Here is a 22,403-nt window from a genome sequence, read left to right as displayed (position 1 = left end):
AACTTCACCAGCAATCCTGAGCTAAAGCGGGCGTTTCGCCCTGCCCCCGCCTCTGCCATTGTCTATTCTTAGCGAAAACCCTAACTGGAACTTACCAGATGATGACCGTCATTGAACCACCATCTGCGCTTTCCAGTCCACAGCGCCGTAGCCAGGTGCTCCTGATGTTTTATCTGCCCGGACAGTCGGTGACGACTGAACGGCTTGGCAGGATCAACCTCGTTGATGAGACCACGGCCCGGCAGGATATTGAGGAGACCGGACGCGAAATTCAGCGTTACCACCGTTTGACCCTCCGGTCAGAGGTGGACGGCAGCTATCGGATTGAAGGCGCCGCGCTCGACCAACGTTTATGTCTGCTGCATGCGCTGCGGCGGGGGCTACGCCTCTGCCCGCAGTTCGTCAATCATCATTTTACCCCTGCCCTGAAAACGCAGCTTAAACAGGAAGGCATTGCCCGTACCTTATACGATGATACCAATCTGCAGGCGCTGGTGAACCGCTGCGCGCGGGCGCTCAATCGCCAGTTTGACTGCCGCGACGTGCAGTTTCTGCGCTTATATCTGCAGTACTGTCTGCTTGAGCATCACCGGGGATACTCTCCGGACTTCAATGATGAACAGCAGCGTTGGGCCCAGACCGCCGCCGAGTTTACCCTGGCGCAGGAGATTGTCCGCCACTGGCAGCGCCGGGTCGGCGCTCCGCCGCATGTTGGAGAGCCCTTCTTCCTCTCGTTACTGTTTATGTTGCTCAAAACCCCCGACCCGGTCCGCGACGGTCACCCGCACGATCGCCGCCTGCGACTGGCTATCTCCGGCCTGATCCATCGCTTCCAGGTCCTCGCCGGCAGGGCTTTCAGTGATGAGCAGGGGCTCAGCGATCAACTCTATATTCATTTATCGCAGGCGTTGATCCGCAGCGTGTTTGCCATCGGCATCGACAGCACGCTCACGGAGGAAGTGAGCCGGCTCTATCCTCGCTTACTGCGTACCACCCAGGCGGCATTGAGCGAATTCGAGGAAGCCTGGCACATCCGTTTTAATGAGGAAGAGACTGGCTTAATCGCGGTGATCTTTGGCGCCTGGCTGATGCAGAAAAGCGACCTGCACGAAAAACAGGTGCTGTTGCTAACCGATGACAACCCGGCTATAGAAGAGGCTCTGGAACAGCAGCTGCGCGAACTCACGCTGCTGCCGCTGAATATCAAATACCAGACCGTAGAGCGCTTTCAGAAGGAAGGTGCGCCCAAAGGGGTGACGCTTATCGTCACCCCTTATGCGACGGCGCTACCGCTGTTTTCGCCGCCGCTGATCCACGCGGAGAACTGCTTCACTGAACGCCAACAGCAGCATATCTGCGCGATGCTTGAGGACTAGGCCGCCACCGCTTTTGGCCGGATAATCAGCGCCGGGATCGTCAGCAGGGCCATTACCCAGAACACGCCCTGGTGCAGGTGCTGATAGAGGAAACCGGCGAAGACGGTCATGATGGCAATACTCCCGCCCATCGCCACCGCGGAGTAGACGGCCTGCAGGCGGATCACTTCGCTGCCCTGACGGGCGGCGATATAGCGCATCGCCGCCAAGTGACACACCGTGAAGGTGCCACAGTGAAGGATCTGCGCAAGGAGGAGTCCCGGCAGCGCCGTGGTCCAGCCCATCAGTCCCCAGCGAATCAGCCCGCAGACGGCGGAGAGCAGCAGCAGGTCGCGTGCGCTGAAGCGGCGGAACACCTTTTTACTCAACGCGAAGATCACCACTTCCGCCACCACGCCTAACGACCACAGATAACCGACCGCCGAGGCAGAATAGCCGGCCTGCTGCCAGTAGATGGCGCTAAAGCCGTAGTAGGCGGCGTGCGCCCCCTGTAGCAAACAGACGCAGGCGAGAAAGCGCCAGCTCTGGCGTACCAGCGTCAGCCAGGCCGTCAGTCCTGCTCCCTGCTGCTGGCGCGACTCCCCGTGGGGCATCACCGACGGCTTAAGCAGCATACCCAGCAGCATCGAGGCGACACCCAGGCTTAACATCAGCAGGATCGCCCGATAATCAAACAGGCTGACCAGCTTGCCGGTCAGCGCCGAACCGATGACAAAGGCAATGGAGCCCCATAGCCGCACCCGGCCATAGTCCATGGTGATCTGCTTTTGCCAGGTATTGGCCAGGGCATCCGTCAGCGGCACCAGCGGTGAAAAGAACAGGTTGAAGCCGATGATGACCGCCAGCAGCCATGCCACGTGACTGCCGACCCAGAAGGCCAGCGCGAAAAGTAAGGTTAACAGGGCCAGCACGCGCAACGCGGCAATGAGCCGGGAGGGATCGCTGACCCGCGGGGCAATCAGCAGGCTCCCAAGAAAACGAGCCACCAGGCCAGCGCCAAGCAACAGGCCGATGGTTTCCGGAGTCAGCCCGTTTCCGGCCAGCCAGACGCTCCAGAAGGGCAGAAAAATACCGTAGCTAAAAAAGTAGGTGAAATAACTGAGCGCCAGCCAGCGCGTGGAGTGCAAGACCATGATTTCCTCCCGAATGGTGGCGACAGTCTGGCGATAAACCCCATCTTGAGTAAACCGGTGTCTCACTCTCTATATGGAAGTTGAGTACATTTGTCTTTAAATCGTGACACACATCACAGAGCGAGCACCATCCCATCGCCGGTTGTATTAAATAAAATCCGATAACCGGGCATCAAAGTGCGAGCAACCCCGCAGCCAAATCCTGATGAAACGAAGCGCAACATTATTATTTTCTCTCCATGGCGGCGGGCAAATTTGTGTATTACGTTTAGATCACACTTCTCTCATAACGAGCTGATTATGAACACACTCCGCTATTTTGATTTTGGCGCTTCCCGCTCCTTGCTGCTGCTCATCGCCCGCATCGCCGTGGTGGTCCTGTTTATCCTTTTTGGTTATCCGAAACTGTTAGGCTTTGGCGGTACGGTGCAGTACATGGCCGCCTCCGGCGCGCCGATGCCGACGCTGGCGGCGATTATCGCTGTGATAATGGAGGTCCCTGCGGCGATCTTAATTGTGTTGGGCTTTTTCACCCGCCCGCTGGCGGTCATCTTTATTTTTTATACGCTGGGTACGGCGGTGATTGGCCATCATTACTGGGATATGACCGGCGATGCGGTATTGCCGAACATGATTAATTTCTGGAAAAACGTCAGTATTGCCGGCGCTTTTCTGCTGCTGGCGATTACCGGCCCCGGCGCGATTTCGCTCGACCGCCGCTAATCGGCAGACACAAAAAAGGCCGCAATCGCGGCCTTTTTTATTGCAACGTTAACGCTTACGCATAAACCGGGAAGCGGGCGCAGATATCCAGCACTTTGCCTTTCACACGTTCAATGACCGCTTCGTCATTGATATTGTCCAGCACGTCACACATCCAGCCAGCCAGCTCTTTGACTTCCGCTTCTTTAAAGCCGCGGCGAGTCACAGCCGGAGAACCGATACGGATACCGGAAGTCACGAACGGGCTCTTCGGATCGTTAGGCACGCTGTTTTTGTTCACGGTGATGTTGGCGCGGCCCAGGGCGGCGTCAGCTTCTTTACCGGTCAGGTTTTTATCCACCAGATCCAGCAGGAACAGGTGGTTCTCAGTACCGCCAGAAACCACTTTGTAGCCGCGGTTCAGGAACACTTCCACCATCGCTTTGGCGTTTTTCGCAACCTGCTGCTGGTAAACTTTAAACTCTGGCTCCATCGCTTCTTTCAGCGCCACCGCTTTCGCCGCGATAACGTGCATCAGCGGGCCGCCCTGCGCGCTTGGGAACACGGCAGAGTTCAGTTTTTTGTACAGCTCTTCGCTACCGCCTTTCGCCAGAATCAGGCCGCCGCGCGGACCCGCCAGGGTTTTGTGGGTGGTGGTGGTCACAACGTGAGCATGCGGAACCGGGTTCGGATACACACCCGCGGCAATCAGGCCAGCCACGTGCGCCATATCGACGAACAGGTAAGCGCCGATGCTGTCGGCGATTTCACGCATTTTCGCCCAGTCAACGATACCGGAGTAAGCGGAGAAACCACCGATGATCATCTTCGGTTTGTGTTCCTGAGCCTGCTTCGCCATGTCGTCATAGTCAATTTTACCGGACTCATCAATACCGTAAGGGATGATGTTGTACAGTTTGCCGGAGAAGTTAACCGGAGAGCCGTGAGTCAGATGGCCGCCCTGCGCCAGGTTCATACCGAGCACGGTATCGCCTGGCTGCAGCAGCGCAGTGTAGACCGCAAAGTTAGCCTGAGAGCCGGAGTGCGGCTGGACGTTAGCATAGTCAGCGCCGAACAGTTCTTTCGCGCGGTCGATAGCCAGTTGCTCAACCACGTCGACATATTCACAGCCGCCGTAGTAACGCTTGCCCGGATACCCTTCAGCATATTTGTTGGTCAGCTGAGAGCCCTGCGCCTGCATGACGCGCGGACTGGTGTAGTTTTCGGAGGCGATCAGTTCGATGTGCTCTTCCTGACGTACTTTTTCCTGCTCCATAGCCTGCCACAGTTCGGCATCATAATCGGCAATGTTCATTTCACGCTTTAACATCCGCATCTCCTGACTCAGCTAACAATAAAATTTCGGCCTAAAAAGGCGGTCCGATTGGACAACGGCCCACAGTATAACCTAATCATTCTGTGATAACAGGTCTTGACAAAGGATTTTACGCAAACGATTGGCTCCGCATGACACAAGGCTTTGAGCAATAACGTCTCTCTCATTATCAACGGATTTCTTTTCAGGTTTGTGATGCAAATTCTTCATGTTGTAACGGCATCGGGGTTAAGTGTTAAAGAACCATTTACATAGCAGGGTTATTTCTATAAGATGCATTTAAAATGCATCAATAAGATAACACACAAGGAAGCACGCTATGCTCGACGCTCAAACCATCGCCACGGTCAAAGCCACCATCCCCCTGCTGGTAGAGACCGGCCCAAAGCTCACCGCCCATTTCTACGATCGTATGTTCGCGCATAATCCGGAGCTCAAAGAGATTTTCAACATGAGCAACCAGCGCAACGGCGATCAGCGCGAAGCGTTATTCAACGCCATTGCCGCCTACGCCAGCAATATCGATAACCTGCCAGCCCTGCTGCCGGCGGTGGAAAAAATCGCCCAGAAACACACCAGCTTCCAGATCAAACCGGAGCAGTACAACATCGTTGGCAGCCATCTGCTGGCGACCCTCGATGAAATGTTCAGCCCGGGTCAGGACGTGCTTGATGCCTGGGGGAAAGCTTACGGCGTGCTGGCGAACGTCTTTATCGGCCGCGAAGCAGAAATTTATCAGCAAAACGCCAGTAAAACCGGCGGTTGGGAAGGGACCCGCGCGTTCCGCATCGTGAAGAAAACCCCGCGCAGCCAGCTTATCACCAGCTTTGAGCTCGAACCGGTTGATGGCCAGCCGGTCGCCGATTACCAGCCTGGCCAGTACCTGGCCATCTGGCTGAAACCGGAAGGCTTCGACTATCAGGAAATTCGTCAATACTCTTTAACCCGCAATGCAGACGGCAAAGGCTACCGCATTGCGGTAAAACGTGAGGACGGCGGTCAGGTTTCCAGCTGGCTGCATAACCATGCCAGCGAAGGCGATGTGGTCTATTTAGCCGCCCCGGCGGGTGACTTCTTCCTTAACGTTGAACCACAGACGCCGGTCACCCTGCTCTCCGGGGGCGTCGGGCAAACGCCGATGCTGGCGATGCTGGATGCGCTGGCGAAGAGCGGTCATCAGGGTCAGGTGAACTGGTTCCATGCGGCGGAAAATGGCGACGTTCACGCCTTTGCCGATGAAGTGAGTGCGCTTGGCGCGGCGCTGCCGGCGTTTACCTCGCACGTGTGGTATCGCAACCCGAGCGAAGCCGACCGTCAGACTGGACGTTTTGATAGCGAAGGTTTGATGGATTTAGCGGCAGTGGCGGACTATATTCGCGCCCCGCAGATGCAGTTCTATCTCTGCGGCCCGGTAGCGTTTATGCAGTTTGCAGCGAAGCAGCTGGTAGAATTAGGGGTTAATAAAGACAACATTCATTACGAATGTTTCGGCCCGCATAAGGTCCTGTAAGCCCCGACGACGCGGGGATTTGGAGGCCGGGTAAGCGCAGCCTCACCCGGCAATACTGCAGCGAGCGGCGAGGATTAAATCGCCGCGTCGTCTTCTTCACCGGTACGGATACGAATGACCCGCGCGACGTCGAAGACAAAGATCTTGCCGTCGCCAATCTTGCCGGTCTGCGCCGTACGGATGATGGTATCCACACAGGTATCGACGATATCGTCGGTCACCACGATTTCAATTTTTACTTTTGGCAGAAAATCCACCATGTACTCCGCACCGCGGTACAGCTCGGTATGACCTTTCTGGCGGCCAAAGCCCTTCACTTCCGTCACCGTCATCCCGGTGATGCCGACTTCGGCCAGCGCTTCACGCACGTCATCCAGTTTGAAAGGTTTAATAATCGCATCAATCTTTTTCATGGTGTTCCTGTCTTAGTCGCGTAACCGGTTGCTTACCGTATCATAACTTGCGCTATGTTGCGGAGCTACTCTTTAAAGTCGTTGGCGTCGAGCTCATGGCGCGACAGCAGTTTATAGAATTCGGTGCGGTTGCGCCCTGCCATCCGCGCGGCGTGGGTGACATTGCCTTTAGTAATTTGCAGCAGCTTGCGCAGGTAGTTCAGCTCAAACTGATTGCGCGCCTCCACGAAGGTCGGCAGCGCGGTATTCTCTCCTTCCAGCGCCTGCTCCACCAGCGCGTCGCCAATCACCGGCGACGAGGTCAGGGCCACACACTGCTCAATCACGTTCACCAGCTGGCGCACGTTACCCGGCCACTTGGCGGCCATCAGCCGCTTCATCGCATCGCTGGAAAACGCCCGGACAAACGGCTTATGGCGATCGGCGGACTGGCGCAGCAAATGATTAGCCAGCAGCGGGATATCCTCAGCCCGTTCGGAAAGCGGTGGGATCTTCAGATTCACCACGTTGAGTCGGTAAAACAGATCTTCACGAAACTCGCCGCGGGCCATCGCCTTCGGCAGGTCGCGATGGGTGGCGGAGATGATCCGCACGTTGATCTCGATATCGCGGTTGCTGCCCAGCGGACGCACCTTACGCTCCTGCAGGACGCGCAGCAGCTTCACCTGCAGCGCAACCGGCATATCACCGATCTCGTCGAGAAACAGCGTACCGCCCTCAGCGGCCTGGAATAATCCTTCACGGTTACTGACCGCGCCGGTAAAGGCGCCCCGCGCATGGCCAAACAGTTCGGATTCGAGCAGCTGTTCCGGCAGCGCGCCGCAGTTGATCGCCACGAACGGTTTATCATGACGCGGGCTGGCGTTATGGATTGCCTGGGCGACGATCTCCTTCCCGGTCCCACTCTGGCCGTTAATCAGCACGCTGACATCCGATTGCGCCACCATCCCGGCCTGCTCAAGCAGACGCAGCATCAGCGGGCTGCGGGTCACAATCGCCTGGCGCCAGGCTTCGTCGGTGGCCGGCGAGCGCTGCTCCAGCGCCTCATCAATGGCTTTATACAAGGCATCTTTATCGACCGGCTTGGTCAGGAAGCTGAACACCCCCTGCTGGGTCGCGGCCACGGCGTCGGGAATCGAACCATGGGCGGTGAGAATAATCACCGGCATGCCGGGCAGCCCCTTCTGGATCTCGCTGAACAACTGCAGGCCATCCATTTCATCCATCCGCAGATCGCTAATCACCAGATCCACTTTCTCACGCCCCAGCACGCGCAGCGCTTCCGGCCCGCTCTCGGCGGTGACCACGCTATAGCCTTCGCTGACCAGGCGCATGCCCAGCAGCTTCAGCAGCCCCGGATCGTCATCTACCAGCAGCAAACGCGCCGGTTTACGGATCGTCATGGATCACCTCCGGCACCTTTTCGCTGCCAAAATTGCCACCCGGCTTACGGCTGGAGAGCTGGCGTTCGATATCCGTCAGGTTCTCCAGCTTACGGGTGGTCAGCTCCAGCTGTTCGCGCAGCGCCTGTTCCTGCTGACGCAGCATCTCCAGTTCGCTATCGCTGGACTGCTGAAGCTTCGCGTAACGGGCACGCTCTTCCACCAGCTGCAGCTGACGGGTCTGACCATCGCGCCAGAGCTGATACAGCGGGCGAACCTGAACGGCGATTTGCGGGCTGAAGGTATCGAGACGCGCCACCAGGTCGCGACGCTCGTCGGGAGTAATTTTGGCATCAGCAAGGAGGATGCCGCGACGGAACGCGTCCTGCCAGCTGTCGTCGGTATGGCGTTTCGCCTCCGCCCTCGCCTGCGCCGGAGCGAGGCGATCGGCACAGTCAATACCCCGCAGCCAGTAGAGGGGATTTTTGTCGCTGGCATCGCTGCTGTGCGCCCAGATGTCCGCGCAGTCGACCGCGACAAAATCGGCCACCTGATGCTGCGCCTGCCCGGAGGCGGCGGTACCTTCCGCAGTATGCGGTGAAAAGCCGGCGGAACACCCCGCCAGCGTCAGACAAGCAATGCCTGAAAGCAGCCATCCGCGAAGGGAACGGCGCCAGGCCAGGAATTGGGACATAGTTCCCCGATATCGATTCATAAGTTGGATTATTCCGGCGCTGAGGGAAGCGTAATGCGAAAACAGACCTGCCCGGCGGGCGCGTCAACTAAGCTGAGCTCCCCTTGCATCTGCCGGACGCAGTCGCGGGCGATACTCAACCCCAGCCCACTGCCCTTAACGGCCCCTTTACGCTGGTGACTCCCCTGGTAAAAAGGCTCGAAAATCATATTCTTTTCCGCGGCCGGGATCGGTTCGCCGCTGTTGGCGACATCAATACGCACCTGCTCTCCGTGCCGGTAGCTGTGGATACGGATGTTACCGGATTCAGCGCCATAGTGCACCGCATTGGAGTAGAGATTATCCATTACGCTTATCAATAACGCAGGCTCTGCCAGGCAACGCCGCGCCTGCAGCGTCAGTTCAGTATGCATCAGTTTAGCCCGCGCGGGCAGGCTGTGCGCCGCCACGACACTTTCCACCAGGTCCACCAGGTCCACCGCTTCGCGAGCCACCGGGCCGTCGGCCTGTTTTCGGTTGTAATCCAGCAACTGTTCAATCAGCTTTTGCAGGTTACGACTACTGCTGTCGAGGATCTCGACGATCTCCTGCTGCTCAGGGGTCAGTGGCCCGGCGACCCGGTCGGCCAACAGCTCGGTACCTTCACGCATACTGGCCAGCGGGGTTTTCAGCTCATGCGACAGATGACGAAGAAATTGATGCCGCTGCGACTCCAGCCACGCCAGGCGCTCGCTGAGCCAGATGATGCGCTTGCCCACCGAGCGCAGCTCGCGCGGGCCGGTAAACAATGCGGCGTCGTCCAGCGACTTCCCTGCCCCCAGCTGATTGATCATTCTTTCTATGCCTTTCACCGGACCGATAATCATACGGGTGAAGAGCAGCACCAGCGCCAGGCTCAGCAGAAACAGCACCAGCGCCTGCCAGCCGAAAAACTGGCCGCGTTCGGCAATCTCCTGCTGCAGCTGCTGGCCGCGGGAATAGACGACTGCCCGGGTCGCCTGCACCATATCGCTGTTATTGCTGGCGAAAACTTCCAGTCTGGCGGCCGCCTGGGCATCGGGGCCGCTATTTTTACACTGCAACTGCGCCAGATCGCTGACGTCCTGACGCAGCGCCTGCCAGAGTTTCTCGTCCGGTAGCACGCCGGCATGGGCATCCAGCATCTGGCTGTAGCGCTGTCGCTGATTCTGATACACCCGCGCCAGCGTCGAATCGTCCAGCACGCAGTACTGGCGATAGCTGCGCTCCATTTCCAGCGCGGCATTGATCATCGCCTCGCTGCGTCGGGCATCGACCAGCGTAGTGCGGTTAATATGCGCCGCCTGGGCGCTAAGGGCATTCAGGCTCTGCCAGGCCTGCCACGCCAGCACCAACAGCGGCAGCAGGATCAGCACAAAGGAGAGCGTCACCAGTTGACGCAGCGAACGGGGAAAAAGAGAGAGTCGCTTCAAGGATGTTGTCTCAATCATTAGCTCTGGTCGATGCTAACTGAGGAGCGCGCCGGAGAAAAGCGCTACCGCTGGTTACTGCGCCGCAGAAACAACAAAGCCAGGCGCAAGGCCTGGCTTTGTTCAGGAATGAGGCGGTGCCTTACTCGACGTTTCGCCCGATGTCTGATAAAGCCAGGCTGTTATCAGGAGTTGGACGGCAGGCACCTGTTTGTGCGTCATTCGAAGTTTATGTAGCGCGTCCCGAAGGGGCTGACATAAGAAGGTGAATGAGCCACTGGTTAATATTATGCATGAACTATGCCACCTTTCAAAACATTTTATTAACACGCTGATATATATGATATTAGCTCACGATCATTGCCATACCGGAACCGTACATTTTTTATTCATATTGTCGCTAATTGACGACACTAAACAGGCGCCGCACCACTGCTCAATAAAATCAATATGTTAAGTGTCTCCTATTGACGACACCATAACATAAGGGTTGTCGGCAATTCCCGACACCCTGGCGTGCCGGCCATCACAGATAAAAAAAGCCCCCTGCCTGAGCAGGGGGCTGATACATTCACATGAGGCGCTGCCGGAAGGTTAACCCAGCTGTTTACGCGCGTTACGGAAGATACGCATCCACGGGCTGTCCTCGCCCCAGTTCTCCGGGTGCCAGGAGTTGCTTACGGTGCGGAAGACGCGTTCCGGGTGCGGCATCATGATGGTCGCGCGCCCGCTTTCGCTGGTCACCGCGGTGATACCGTTCGGGGAACCGTTCGGGTTCGCCGGATAGGTTTCGGTCACTTTGCCAAAGTTATCCACGAAGCGCAGCGCCACCAGACCTTTGCTCTCCAGCTGGGCCAGATGCGCGCTGTCGCGCACTTCCACCTGACCTTCGCCGTGGGAGACTGCAATCGGCATCCGTGAGCCAACCATGCCTTCCAGCAGCAGGGATGGGCTTTGCGTCACTTCCACCAGGCTAAAGCGCGCTTCGAAGCGGTCAGACTGGTTACGCACAAAGCGCGGCCACAGGTCGCTGCCCGGGATCAGCTCGCGCAGGTTGGACATCATCTGACAGCCGTTGCACACGCCGAGCGCCAGGGTCTGCGGACGGTGGAAGAACGTTGCGAACTCATCGCGCACGCGCTCGTTGAACAGAATCGACTTCGCCCAGCCTTCACCCGCGCCCAGCACGTCACCATAGGAGAAGCCGCCGCAGGCCACCAGGGCATGGAAATCCCCCAGACCGGTGCGGCCCGCCAGCAGGTCGCTCATATGCACATCGATGGCGTCAAAGCCGGCGCGATGGAAAGCTGCCGCCATTTCAACGTGAGAGTTCACCCCCTGCTCGCGCAGGACGGCCACTTTCGGACGCGCGCCGGTGGCAATGTACGGCGCCGCAATGTCGTCATTAATCTCAAACGAAAGCTTCACATTGAGGCCCGGATCGGCGTCATTGGCTTTCGCCTCGTGCTCCTGATCGGCGCAGGCCGGGTTGTCGCGCAGACGCTGCATCTGCCAGGTGGTTTCCGCCCACCACATGCGCAGCGTAGTGCGGCTCTCGCTAAACACCGTCTGACCGTTGGCGGTCAGCACGAAGCGATCGCCCTCGACCGCTTTACCAAGGTAATGCACGCAGTCTGCCAGGCCGTTAACCGCCAGAATGGCTTCCACCGCCTCACGGTCTGCAGCGCGCACCTGGATCACCGCCCCCAGCTCTTCATTGAACAGCGCGGCCAGACGATCATCGCCCAGCGCGGCGATATCTGCTTCCAGGCCACAGTGGCCGGTAAAGGCCATTTCCGCCAGAGTCACCAGCAGGCCGCCGTCGGAGCGGTCGTGGTAGGCCAGCAGTTTACGCTGCGCCACCAGGGCCTGCATCGCGTCCCAGAAGCCTTTCAGCTGAGCGACATCGCGCACGTCAGCCGGCTTGTCGCCGAGCTGGCGATAGACCTGCGCCAGCGCCGTCGCGCCCAGCGCGTTGTGCCCTTTACCGAGGTCGATAAGCAGCAGAGCGTTATCTTCTGTAGAAAGCTGCGGCGTGACGGTATGACGAACATCTTCGACACGGGCGAAAGCGGAGATCACCAGCGACAGCGGGGAGGTCATCTCGCGCTGCTCGCTGCCTTCCTGCCAGCGGGTTTTCATCGACATCGAGTCTTTACCGACCGGAATGGTCAGGCCCAGCGCCGGACACAGCTCTTCGCCTACCGCTTTCACCGCCTCATACAGGCCAGCGTCTTCGCCCGGGTGACCTGCGGCGGCCATCCAGTTAGCCGACAGCTTCACGCGATTCAGCTCGCCAATCTGCGTGGCGGCGATGTTGGTCAGCGCTTCGCCGACGGCCAGACGGCCAGAGGCCGCGAAGTCCAGCAGGGCAACCGGGGCGCGCTCGCCCATCGCCATCGCTTCGCCGTAGTAGCTGTCGAGGCTGGCGGTGGTCACCGCGCAGTTGGCCACCGGGATCTGCCACGGGCCGACCATCTGGTCGCGGGCGACCATACCGGTCACGGTGCGGTCGCCGATGGTCACGAGGAAGGTTTTCTCGGCCACCGTCGGCAGGTGCAGAACACGGTTTACCGCATCAGCAAGGGTAATCGGTTGGCGATCCAGCGCGCTGCCCTGGGCTTTCAGGGTCTGCACATCGCGGGTCATTTTCGGCGTTTTGCCGAGCAGAACGTCCAGCGGCAGGTCGATCGGCTGATCGTTAAAGTGGCTGTCGCTCAGGCTCAGGTGCTGCTCCGCGGTAGCTTCGCCGATAACGGCATAAGGCGCGCGTTCGCGGCGACACAGTTCGTCGAACAGCGGCAGGTGCTCCGGGGCGACCGCCAGAACATAACGCTCCTGCGATTCGTTACACCAGATCTCCAGCGGGCTCATCCCTGGCTCATCGCTGAGAATATCGCGCAGCTGGAATTTACCGCCGCGGCCGCCGTCGCTCACCAGCTCCGGCATGGCGTTGGAGAGACCGCCCGCGCCAACGTCGTGGATAAAGAGGATCGGATTGGCGTCGCCCAGCTGCCAGCAGCGGTCGATCACTTCCTGACAGCGGCGTTCCATTTCCGGGTTGTCACGCTGTACGGAGGCGAAATCGAGGTCGGCATCGGACTGGCCGGAGGCCATAGAAGAGGCCGCGCCGCCGCCGAGGCCGATGTTCATCGCCGGGCCGCCCAGCACGATCAGCTTCGCCCCGACGGTAATCTCGCCCTTCTGCACATGCTCGCCGCGGATGTTGCCGATACCGCCGGCCAGCATGATCGGTTTGTGGTAGCCGCGCAGCTCTTCGCCATTGTGGCTGGTGACTCTCTCTTCATAGGTGCGGAAGTAGCCGTTCAGCGCCGGACGACCAAACTCGTTGTTAAACGCCGCGCCGCCCAGCGGGCCTTCGGTCATGATGTCTAGGGCCGTGACAATGCGGTCCGGTTTACCGAAATCTTCTTCCCACGGCTGCTCGAAGCCCGGAATACGCAGGTTGGAAACCGAGAAGCCCACCAGGCCCGCTTTCGGCTTCGCGCCGCGGCCGGTGGCGCCTTCATCACGGATTTCGCCGCCGGAGCCGGTTGCCGCGCCCGGCCATGGAGAGATGGCCGTCGGGTGGTTATGGGTTTCCACTTTCATCAGAATGTGCGCCGGCTCCTGATGGAAGTCGTAGCGCCCGGTCTGGTGGTCGGCAAAATAGCGCCCCACTTCAGACCCTTCCATCACCGCGGCATTGTCTTTATAGGCCGACAGGACGTAGTCCGGCGTTTTTTCGAAGGTGTTTTTGATCATTTTGAACAGCGACTTCGGCTGCTGTTCGCCGTCGATGATCCAGTCGGCGTTGAAAATCTTGTGGCGGCAATGCTCAGAGTTCGCCTGGGCGAACATATACAGCTCAATATCGTTCGGGTTGCGGCCCAGACGGGTAAACGCATCCTGCAGGTAGTCAATTTCGTCATCTGCCAGCGCCAGCCCCAGACGGAGGTTGGCGTCAATCAGCGCCTGACGGCCTTCGCCCAGCAGGTCAACGCTGGTGACCGGCGTCGGCTGATGATGGGCAAACAGCGTCTCGCCCGCTTCCAGGGCGTCGAAGACGCTCTCCATCATGCGGTCGTGCAGTTCCGCCGCCACGGCAGTCCACTGCGCTTCGGTCAGGGTTGAGGCTTCAACGTAATACGCCACGCCGCGCTCCAGGCGCACGACCTGAGTCAGACCGCAGTTGTGAGCGATATCGGTAGCTTTAGAAGACCAGGGAGAGATGGTGCCAGGGCGAGGGGTCACGAGCAGTAATTTACCGGTCGGGGTATGGCTGCTTAAGCTCGGGCCATACTGAAGCAGTCGCGCCAGGCGCTCGCGATCGTCAGCGCTCAGCGGGGCGTTCAGATCGGCAAAATGAATATACTCGGCATATATGGCGCTTACCGGAAGGTTGGCCGCCTGAAATCGTGCCAGCAGTTTATTGATACGGAATGCCGACAGTGCAGGTGAACCACGCAAAATTTCCATCATAAGTCTCTCGTCTTCGAAGCTTTCAGGGTGAGCCAGGGGGGGAAACGGGCGTCATTATAGTGAATCCTGCGCCCCGACGAAACCGTTTGCGTAGAAATAAAATCATTGATGCTGTTTATCAATAAATGTGACGACCATCGCGAATAAGTTGCCAACTGGCGCATTCTTAAGCAGAATGCCGCACATTCGACGACAACCTTGCGTTTTTTCCGGACATCGCCTGCTGAGGAACCTGAAGCTGCAGAAGATTAACGCTCTGAAAAAATTAAAGATTAATTATCTGCTGATCGGCATTGTCACCCTTTTGCTGGCGGCGGCCCTGTGGCCGTCAATCCCCTGGTCCAGTAAACCCGAGAACCGGGTGGCGGGTATTATCGCTCGCGGCGAGCTGCGCATCAGCACCATCAACTCGCCGATGACCTTCGCCACCATGAACGATAAAACGTTCGGTCTGGATTATGAACTGGCGAAGCAGTTTGCTGACTATCTGGGCGTGACGCTTAAGATAACCGTCCGGCAGAATATCAGCCAGCTGTTTGACGACCTCGACGACGGTCAGGCCGATATGCTGGCTGCCGGTCTGGTTTATAACCAGGAGCGGGTGAAAAACTACCAGGCTGGCCCCACCTACTATTCTGTTTCCCAACAGCTGGTCTATCGTGTCGGTAATATCCGGCCGCGCACTCTCGCGTCGCTAACCGCCGAGCAACTCACTATCGCTCCGGGCCACGTGGCGATCAACGACCTGCAGGCCTTAAAAGCGGAGAAATATCCGGATCTTACCTGGCGCGTGGACGAGAAGCGCGGTACCACGGCGCTGATGCAGGCGGTGATTGACGGCAAACTCGATTACACCGTCGCCGATTCGGTGGCCGTCAGCCTGTTTCAGCGCGTCCATCCGGAGCTGGCGGTGGCCCTGGATATCACCGACGAACAGCCGGTCACCTGGTTTAGCGCCCGGGGCGAAGATAATTCGCTGTCGGCCGCAATGCTTGATTTCTTCAATAACATTAATGAAGACGGGACGCTGGCGCGCCTGGAGGAGAAATACCTCGGCCACGGCAACGACTTCGATTATGTCGACACCCGCACCTTCCTCCGTGCAGTGGAAAATATTCTCCCGGACGTGCAGCCACTATTTGAAAAGTACGCCCGCGAGATTGACTGGCGCCTGCTGGCCGCGATCGCCTGGCAGGAATCCCACTGGGATCCGCAGGCCACTTCCCCCACCGGCGTGCGCGGCATGATGATGCTGACGCGCAACACCGCGCAAAGTCTGGGACTGACTGACCGGACCGATGCGGCGCAGAGTATCGACGGCGGCATGCGCTATCTGCAGGATATGATGGATAAAGTGCCGGATTCGATTCCGAAAGACGAACGCATCTGGTTTGCGCTGGCTGCTTACAATATGGGCTATGCCCATATGCTGGACGCCATGGCGCTCACCCGCAAACAAAAAGGCAATCCCAACAGCTGGGCAGACGTTAAGCTGCGTTTACCCCTGTTGAGCCAGAAGCCCTATTACAGCAAACTTAAATACGGCTACGCGCGCGGCCATGAGGCCTACGCCTATGTGGAAAACATCCGCAAATATCAGATAAGCCTTGTCGGCTATTTGTCAGAGAAGGAGCGCCAGCAACAGCAAACGCTGGCCCTGGCGGAGGATTACCCGGCCGTGCTCCCGAATGAACTCGAACAGCCGCAGGAGACCACCCTGCCCTTTTTCAAGTTTCGCGCCGATAAGCAGATGGATAATGCCCGGTTAAAACTCCCCGGCCACCTGTATTAACCTTCTCCGGTCTGCTCCCGGGCTTTCTTCAGCGCTTTTTTCTCTTCCCGCCGCCAGCGAAAGAAGTCGCTCAGCATGGTAGAGCAGGACTCCGCCAGCACGCCTTCGCTTATTTCAACCCGATGATTCATTCCCGGATGGTGCAGGACATCTATTAGCGAGCCAGCGGCGCCGGTCTTGGCATCCCTGGCGCCAAAGACCAGGCGGGCGATACGGCTGTGCACCATGGCACCAGCACACATGACGCAAGGCTCCAGGGTCACGTACAGCGTGGCGTCGATCAGGCGATAGTTTTGCAGCACCAGCCCGCCCTGGCGTAAAGCCATAATTTCCGCGTGAGCGGTGGGGTCGTGACGGCCGATCGGCCGGTTCCAGCCCTCGCCGATGACCTGGTTGTTATACACCAGCACCGCGCCCACCGGCACCTCGCCCTCTTCCCAGGCGCGCTTTGCCAGCGTCAGGGCATGACGCATCCAGTATTCATCATTGAGTTCGAGGTCAGACACAGCGGCCACTCCAGCAGAAAAAGCGGGGCGCATTATACATGGGCGCTATCAATTACACACTATTACTCCAGCTGCTGGAGCTCTCCCTGAGGCGTTACCCGCCAGCGATGCTGGCAAAAGCCGAGCAACGGGTTGTCCTGCTCGCTGTCGCTATAGCCGCTGTACAGCCGCAGCGGCGCGCCGATCTTTTTCTCCAGCTGCACCACTTTTTCATGCCCCAGGCAGCGCAGGGTCAATACCCAGCCGCCCCAGCGGCGCGCGGTGCGGCTGGCTATCAGATTCACCCGCGGCAGCCAGAGAGTATCGCGATAGACCTGCTCCACCAGCGACTGCGGCGAGCCGGTGATCAACCAGACGTCGGCATCGGTACTGGTCAGGTAGGCCGTGAGCCGCGCATGAACCACCGGAAACGCCGTCACATGATGGCGAAACCAGCCGACAAATTCCGCTTCCAGCCGCTTCAGTACCGCCTCGCGACGGCCAAAGGTTGACGCCCACAGCAGGAGGCTCATTGGCCAGCGCGCCGCCCGCCCACACACCGCCAGCCCGGCAAGGATCGCCGGCCCCATCGCCACCACCAGCAGCAGGTTTAGCGGCAGATTACGCAGCAGGTAGCGCAGGAAACTGCCGAACATATCCTGCTGATGCAAGGTTCCGTCCAGATCGAAAAACACCACTTTCCGTTCATTGTGCTGCAAACTGCCTCCTTATGTCAGGACTCGCTTCTCGTTAGGTTAAGCTTAACAGCCTTACGCCGCGAAGAGGGAAAACATCCCCTGCCGTTAAGGAACAATTAAATTAGCAGGCGAAGGAAAAATTGTGGCTCAAGAATTTTTAATTCGTGGTATACCCCTTATAATCGAATAAAAATTCTGTCAGTCACGAGCCGGACGGCTCCAGCGGAGCTCCAATGAACTGTTTAACGCGTATTCGTCAGCGCTATCCCACCCTGGCGGCGAGCGACAAAAAGTTGGCCGATTATATTCTGAGCCAGCCCGATGAGACCCGGCACCTCAGCTCGCAGCAGCTGGCGGCGGAAGCCGGTGTGAGTCAGTCCAGCGTGGTTAAATTTGCCCAGAAACTGGGGTTCAAAGGCTTTCCGGCGCTGAAGCTGGCGCTGAGTGAAGCGCTGGCCAGCAGCCCGGATCCGCACTCGGTTCCGGTACATAACCACATTCGCGGTGACGACCCGCTGCGTCTGGTCGGCGAGAAACTCATTAAAGACAATGTCGCCGCCATGCATGCCTCGCTGGACGTCAATACTGAAGAGACGCTGCGGGAAGCCGTCACGCTGCTGCGCAACGCCCGGCGGGTGATCGTCACCGGCATCGGCGCGTCCGGTCTGGTGGCGCGTAACTTTAGCTGGAAGCTGATGAAGATCGGCATCAACGCGGTTTCTGAGCAGGATATGCACGCCCTGCTGGCGACAGTGCAGGCCATGTCCAGCGACGATCTGCTGCTGGCGATCTCTTACTCCGGCGAGCGCCGGGAGATCAATATGGCGGCAGGTGAAGCGCTGCGCGTGGGCTGCAAGATCCTGGCGATCACCGGCTTTAGCCCTAACGCCCTGCAGCAGCAGGCAACCCACTGCCTGTATACCATTGCCGAAGAGCAGGCGACGCGCAGCGCGGCCATCTCCTCCACCAGCGCGCAAATGATGCTCACCGACCTGCTGTTTATGGGGCTGGTGCAGCAGGATCTGGAGCGGGCGCCGGAGCGCATTCGCCATAGCGAAGCGCTGGTGAAAAAGCTGGTCTGAGCAGAAAATGGGCGTATAATGCCCGCCCTGTTTGTGTTGTTTCTGAGACTTTCCTGATGGCGCTGTTAATTACCAAAAAATGCATCAACTGCGATATGTGCGAACCGGAGTGCCCGAATGAGGCCATTTCGATGGGTGATAGCATTTATGAAATTAACAGCGACCGCTGCACCGAGTGTGTGGGTCATTACGACACGCCAACCTGCCAGAAAGTGTGCCCGATCCCGAATACGATCCTGAAAGATCCGGCACACGTCGAGAGTGAAGAACAGCTGTGGGATAAATTCGTGCTAATGCACCACGCGGATAAAATTTAACCGCCATCCTGGCTAGCTTTCGACAATCACCGTGGCGCAGGCGTAGTGGCGTTCATCGGCGAGAGTAACGTGAATAGCGCTTACCCCCATTCGTTCCGCCAAAAGCTTTGCTTCGCCCCATAGTCGCAGCTTCGGCTTGCCCAGCTCGTCGTTGTATACCTCGAACTGATTAAACGCCAGTCCGTTACGGATCCCGGTTCCCAGCGCTTTCGCCGCCGCTTCCTTGACCGCAAAGCGTTTCGCCAGGAAACGCACCGGCTGCTGGTGCTGCTCCCAGATGCTCCATTCATGGTCGCTCAGCACCCGGCGGGCAAGGCGATCGCCGCTGCGGGCGATCACCGCTTCGATGCGGGCGATCTCGACGATGTCGGTACCCAGCCCGAGAATGGCCATTAGCCGCGCGCTTCCAGCATCAGACGCTTCATTTCCGCGACCGCCTCTTTCAGGCCACTCATCACTGCGCGACCGATAATCGCATGGCCGATATTCAGCTCATGCATTTCCGGCAGCGCGGCAATCGCTTTCACGTTGTGATAGGTCAGACCGTGGCCGGCATTCACCTTCAGGCCAAGGCTGGCGGCATAGGTGGCCGCTTTGGCAATACGTTCCAGCTCCTTCGCCTGCTCAGCATCGGTTTTGGCATCGGCATAGCAGCCGGTGTGAATTTCGATATAGGGCGCGCCAACGTCTGCCGCCGCTTTGATCTGCTCGTTATCCGCATCGATAAACAGAGAGACCAGGATACCGGCATCCGCCAGACGTTGGCAGGCATCGCGCATCTTGTCGCGCTGCCCGGCCACGTCCAGTCCGCCTTCGGTAGTGACTTCCTGACGTTTCTCCGGCACCAGGCAGCAGAAGTGTGGTTTGGTTTCGCAGGCGATCGTCAGCATCTCTTCGGTGACCGCCATTTCAAGATTCATCCGGGTGTGCAGCGTCTCGCGCAGGATACGCACATCGCGATCGGTAATATGGCGGCGGTCTTCACGCAGATGTACGGTGATGCCGTCGGCGCCGGCCTGCTCGGCAATGAACGCTGCCTGAACCGGATCCGGATAGGCGGTGCCGCGCGCGTTACGCAAGGTCGCGATATGGTCAATATTGACCCCTAACAGTAATTCAGCCATGACAATCCTCGTTAATCATTATTCGTATTATCCGCCCGCGCCTTTCGCGCGGGCATAAACTGGCGAAACAATTCCCGACTCTTAAGCGGTTTGCCGCCAAGATAGGGCTTCAGGGCGATACGGGTAAAGCGCTTCGCGGCGCGCAGCGTATCAACATCTGGAAATTCGCGACTCGCCAACGCTTTCAAATGGTGCCCGGTAAACGTGTTGTTATCAATCACCAGGCTGGCAATAAAGCCCTTTTCTTCGCGATAGCGATAGGTCATGGTGTCATCCACCGGCTCACCGCTGCCCGCGCAGTGAAGAAAATCCACGCCATAGCCCAGGTGCCCGAGCAGCGCCAGCTCAAAACGCCGCAACGCGGGCTCCGGCGAGCCGCTGGTTCCGGCAAGCGCCTGAATGCAGTGCAGATAGTCAAAAAAGAGTTCGGAGAAGCGTGTTTCGTGCTCCAGCACGCGGGAGATAAGCTCGTTCACATAGAGACCGCTGTAGAGCGTGATACCACTGAGCGGCAGCGCCAGCGAGACGGCTTCCGCGCTGCGCAGGGTTTTGACTTCGCCGCGGCCGCCGAAGCGAACCAGTAAGGGGGTAAAGGGCTGTAAAGCGCCTTTGAGATTAGAGCGTTTGGAGCGTGCGCCTTTGGCCACCAGGCGCACACGACCCGATTCTTCCGTGAAGACGTCCAGCATCAGGCTGGTTTCGCTCCACGGTCGGCTATGCAGGACAAAGGCGCGCTGCCATCCATCCACGTTGCGTTAACTCAGAGGTCGTCAACGTAACCGAGACTGCGCAGGGCGCGCTCGTCATCGGCCCAGCCGGATTTCACTTTGACCCACAGCTCGAGGTGTACCGGCGCTTCAAACATGTCCTGCATGTCCTTACGCGCTTCGATACCGATGGTTTTAATTTTGGCGCCTTTATTGCCAATCACCATCTTCTTCTGCCCTTCGCGCTCGACGAGGATCAGGCCGTTGATATCGTAGCCGCCGCGCTCATTGGTTACGAAACGTTCGATTTCCACAGTGACGGAGTACGGCAGCTCAGCACCGAGAAAACGCATCAGTTTTTCACGGATGATCTCGGAGGCCATAAAGCGCTGGGAACGATCGGTAATATAATCTTCCGGGAAGTGATGGATCGCTTCCGGCAGATGCTTACGCACGATCGCCGCGATAGTATCGACGTTGGTGCCGGTTTCCGCAGAGATCGGCACAATGTCGAGGAAGTTCATCTGGCTGGCGAGGAACTGCAGGTGCGGCAATAGCTCCGCTTTGTCCTGCACGTTATCCACCTTATTGACCGCGAGGATCACTGGCGCTTTCGCGTCACGCAGCTTGTTGAGCACCATCTCGTCGTCTTGCGTCCAGCGAGTGCCTTCCACCACGAAAATGACCAGTTCAACATCGCCAATTGAGCTGCTGGCCGCTTTGTTCATTAAGCGGTTAATGGCACGCTTCTCTTCCATATGCAGGCCCGGGGTATCGACGTAAATCGCCTGATACGGCCCTTCGGTATGGATACCGACGATGCGGTGACGCGTCGTTTGCGCTTTTCGGGAAGTGATCGAAATCTTCTGCCCAAGCAGCTTATTCAACAGCGTGGATTTGCCAACGTTTGGACGACCAACGATGGCGACAAATCCGCAATAACTTTTTTCTTCGCTCATTCCAGCTCCAGTTTTTTCAGCGCCTGTTCGGCGGCAGCCTGCTCCGCCTTGCGACGGCTGGAACCTGTGCCAACCACCGGTTCACTCAGGCCACTGACCTGGCAGTGGATAGTAAATTCCTGATCGTGCGCTTCGCCACGCACCTGGACCACCAGGTAGGACGGCAGCGGCAGATGACGTCCCTGCAGATACTCCTGCAGACGCGTCTTCGGATCCTTTTGCTTATCGCCCGGACTGATTTCGTCCAGACGGGTCTGGTACCAGGAGAGGATTAAGCGTTCAACGTTCTGAATATCGCTGTCGAGGAAAACCCCGCCAATTAACGCTTCAACGGTGTCCGCGAGAATGGATTCGCGACGGAAACCGCCGCTTTTCAGTTCGCCCGGCCCGAGGCGCAGACACTCGCCCAGTTCAAACTCGCGAGCGATCTCCGCCAGCGTGTTGCCACGCACCAGCGTCGCGCGCATGCGGCTCATATCACCTTCGTCTACGCGAGGAAAACGATGATAGAGCGCATTCGCGATCACAAAACTTAAAATGGAGTCACCTAAAAACTCCAGGCGCTCATTATGTTTGCTGCTGGCACTGCGGTGAGTTAATGCCTGTTGCAACAGCTCCTGATGATGAAAAGTGTAGCCCAGCTTTCGTTGAAGCCGATTAATTACGATGGGGTTCATGCGTTACCAATAAATGAATGCGTCAAAGATGCAGCACACGAAACCGACCTGAGCATACGCTTCATACAGCAAGTTGAAACAGTCCA

Annotated in this window: 20 protein-coding genes; 6 read left to right on the top strand and 14 right to left on the bottom strand. The window is 58.2% G+C overall.

The features are described 5' to 3' along the window. Nucleotides 1-98 precede the first annotated feature (98 nt). A complete protein-coding gene (gene csiE, locus NKJ21_RS23245; RefSeq protein ID WP_012967436.1) occupies nucleotides 99-1,376 on the top strand; it encodes a stationary phase inducible protein CsiE in 1,278 nt (425 codons plus the stop codon). Here the strand turns inward: csiE and NKJ21_RS23240 are convergent. Beyond that, nucleotides 1,373-2,509, bottom strand: coding sequence for a 3-phenylpropionate MFS transporter (locus NKJ21_RS23240; RefSeq protein ID WP_008803783.1), 1,137 nt, complete (start codon nucleotides 2,507-2,509; stop codon nucleotides 1,373-1,375). The two genes, csiE and NKJ21_RS23240, sit on opposite strands and share 4 nt — an antisense overlap. Nucleotides 2,510-2,809: 300 nt before the next feature. Between NKJ21_RS23240 and NKJ21_RS23235 the strand changes: the two genes are divergently transcribed. Continuing rightward, complete coding sequence (locus NKJ21_RS23235; RefSeq protein WP_012540860.1) at nucleotides 2,810-3,232, top strand: DoxX family protein; 423 nt, start codon at nucleotides 2,810-2,812, stop codon at nucleotides 3,230-3,232. A 55-nt stretch (nucleotides 3,233-3,287) separates the two neighbouring features. Here the strand turns inward: NKJ21_RS23235 and glyA are convergent, their stop codons facing one another. Further along, complete coding sequence (gene glyA, locus NKJ21_RS23230; protein ID WP_008803781.1) at nucleotides 3,288-4,541, bottom strand: serine hydroxymethyltransferase; 1,254 nt, start codon at nucleotides 4,539-4,541, stop codon at nucleotides 3,288-3,290. Between the two features lie 325 nt (nucleotides 4,542-4,866). On the opposite strand from glyA, the gene hmpA reads away from it, so the two are divergent. Beyond that, complete coding sequence (gene hmpA / locus NKJ21_RS23225; RefSeq protein ID WP_100751088.1) at nucleotides 4,867-6,057, top strand: NO-inducible flavohemoprotein; 1,191 nt, start codon at nucleotides 4,867-4,869, stop codon at nucleotides 6,055-6,057. Between the two features lie 74 nt (nucleotides 6,058-6,131). Here the strand turns inward: hmpA and glnB are convergent, their stop codons facing one another. From glnB to purL, 5 genes are all read right to left on the bottom strand, one after another. Beyond that, the gene (gene glnB, locus NKJ21_RS23220; protein WP_002914032.1) at nucleotides 6,132-6,470 is read right to left on the bottom strand and encodes a nitrogen regulatory protein P-II; all 339 of its coding nucleotides are present in this window, start codon (nucleotides 6,468-6,470) and stop codon (nucleotides 6,132-6,134) included. Nucleotides 6,471-6,535: 65 nt separating this feature from the next. Continuing rightward, complete coding sequence (glrR, locus tag NKJ21_RS23215; protein ID WP_008803779.1) at nucleotides 6,536-7,873, bottom strand: two-component system response regulator GlrR; 1,338 nt, start codon at nucleotides 7,871-7,873, stop codon at nucleotides 6,536-6,538. Next, nucleotides 7,860-8,546 (bottom strand): two-component system QseEF-associated lipoprotein QseG, encoded by a 687-nt coding sequence (gene qseG / locus NKJ21_RS23210; RefSeq protein ID WP_022064870.1) that lies wholly within the window; start codon nucleotides 8,544-8,546, stop codon nucleotides 7,860-7,862. The genes glrR and qseG overlap by 14 nt, the downstream gene beginning before the upstream one ends. 29 nt (nucleotides 8,547-8,575) lie before the next feature. Next, the gene (locus NKJ21_RS23205; protein ID WP_239270725.1) at nucleotides 8,576-9,997 is read right to left on the bottom strand and encodes a HAMP domain-containing sensor histidine kinase; all 1,422 of its coding nucleotides are present in this window, start codon (nucleotides 9,995-9,997) and stop codon (nucleotides 8,576-8,578) included. Nucleotides 9,998-10,588: 591 nt separating this feature from the next. Further along, nucleotides 10,589-14,476 carry a phosphoribosylformylglycinamidine synthase gene (gene purL / locus NKJ21_RS23200; RefSeq protein ID WP_022064868.1) on the bottom strand — a complete coding sequence of 1,296 codons (3,888 nt, stop codon included), beginning with the start codon at nucleotides 14,474-14,476 and terminating at the stop codon, nucleotides 10,589-10,591. A 175-nt stretch (nucleotides 14,477-14,651) separates the two neighbouring features. Here purL and mltF point away from each other — a divergent pair, with 175 nt between their 5' ends. Next, nucleotides 14,652-16,268: a membrane-bound lytic murein transglycosylase MltF gene (mltF, locus tag NKJ21_RS23195; RefSeq protein ID WP_008803775.1), complete on the top strand. Its 1,617-nt coding sequence runs from the start codon at nucleotides 14,652-14,654 to the stop codon at nucleotides 16,266-16,268. On the opposite strand, the gene tadA is transcribed toward mltF, so the two are convergent. Together tadA and yfhb are read right to left on the bottom strand one after the other, a co-directional pair. Then, nucleotides 16,265-16,774, bottom strand: a complete 510-nt coding sequence (tadA, locus tag NKJ21_RS23190) for a tRNA adenosine(34) deaminase TadA (RefSeq protein ID WP_032700879.1) — start codon at nucleotides 16,772-16,774, stop codon at nucleotides 16,265-16,267. The genes mltF and tadA overlap by 4 nt on opposite strands. A gap of 62 nt (nucleotides 16,775-16,836) precedes the next feature. Continuing rightward, a complete protein-coding gene (gene yfhb, locus NKJ21_RS23185; protein ID WP_008803773.1) occupies nucleotides 16,837-17,472 on the bottom strand; it encodes a phosphatidylglycerophosphatase C in 636 nt (211 codons plus the stop codon). 212 nt (nucleotides 17,473-17,684) lie between these two features. Between yfhb and NKJ21_RS23180 the strand changes: the two genes are divergently transcribed. Both NKJ21_RS23180 and NKJ21_RS23175 read left to right on the top strand, forming a co-directional pair. Then, complete coding sequence (locus NKJ21_RS23180; protein ID WP_004144349.1) at nucleotides 17,685-18,533, top strand: MurR/RpiR family transcriptional regulator; 849 nt, start codon at nucleotides 17,685-17,687, stop codon at nucleotides 18,531-18,533. A gap of 56 nt (nucleotides 18,534-18,589) precedes the next feature. Then, a complete protein-coding gene (locus tag NKJ21_RS23175) occupies nucleotides 18,590-18,850 on the top strand; it encodes a YfhL family 4Fe-4S dicluster ferredoxin (RefSeq protein WP_004144350.1) in 261 nt (86 codons plus the stop codon). 12 nt (nucleotides 18,851-18,862) lie between these two features. On the opposite strand, the gene acpS is transcribed toward NKJ21_RS23175, so the two are convergent. The 5 genes from acpS to rnc are packed head-to-tail and all read right to left on the bottom strand — an operon-like array spanning nucleotide 18,863 to nucleotide 22,317. Beyond that, nucleotides 18,863-19,243, bottom strand: a complete 381-nt coding sequence (gene acpS, locus NKJ21_RS23170) for a holo-ACP synthase (RefSeq protein ID WP_015370293.1) — start codon at nucleotides 19,241-19,243, stop codon at nucleotides 18,863-18,865. Further along, on the bottom strand, nucleotides 19,243-19,974 hold the full coding sequence (gene pdxJ / locus NKJ21_RS23165; RefSeq protein ID WP_016161646.1) for a pyridoxine 5'-phosphate synthase: 732 nt from the start codon (nucleotides 19,972-19,974) through the stop codon (nucleotides 19,243-19,245). Before pdxJ ends, acpS begins: the two co-directional genes overlap by 1 nt. 11 nt (nucleotides 19,975-19,985) lie before the next feature. Beyond that, nucleotides 19,986-20,723, bottom strand: a complete 738-nt coding sequence (gene recO / locus NKJ21_RS23160) for a DNA repair protein RecO (RefSeq protein ID WP_008803769.1) — start codon at nucleotides 20,721-20,723, stop codon at nucleotides 19,986-19,988. 11 nt (nucleotides 20,724-20,734) lie between these two features. After that, complete coding sequence (era, locus tag NKJ21_RS23155) at nucleotides 20,735-21,640, bottom strand: GTPase Era (protein ID WP_008803768.1); 906 nt, start codon at nucleotides 21,638-21,640, stop codon at nucleotides 20,735-20,737. Continuing rightward, complete coding sequence (rnc, locus tag NKJ21_RS23150) at nucleotides 21,637-22,317, bottom strand: ribonuclease III (protein ID WP_002914065.1); 681 nt, start codon at nucleotides 22,315-22,317, stop codon at nucleotides 21,637-21,639. The genes era and rnc overlap by 4 nt, the downstream gene beginning before the upstream one ends. Nucleotides 22,318-22,403: the final 86 nt, after the last annotated feature.

Origin of the sequence: Klebsiella sp. SWET4, assembly GCF_024296565.1 — a bacterium.
Classification (GTDB): domain Bacteria; phylum Pseudomonadota; class Gammaproteobacteria; order Enterobacterales; family Enterobacteriaceae; genus Klebsiella; species Klebsiella variicola.
Note: the sequence above shows the minus strand (reverse complement) of the source record. Positions and strands in the feature narration are given on the sequence as shown.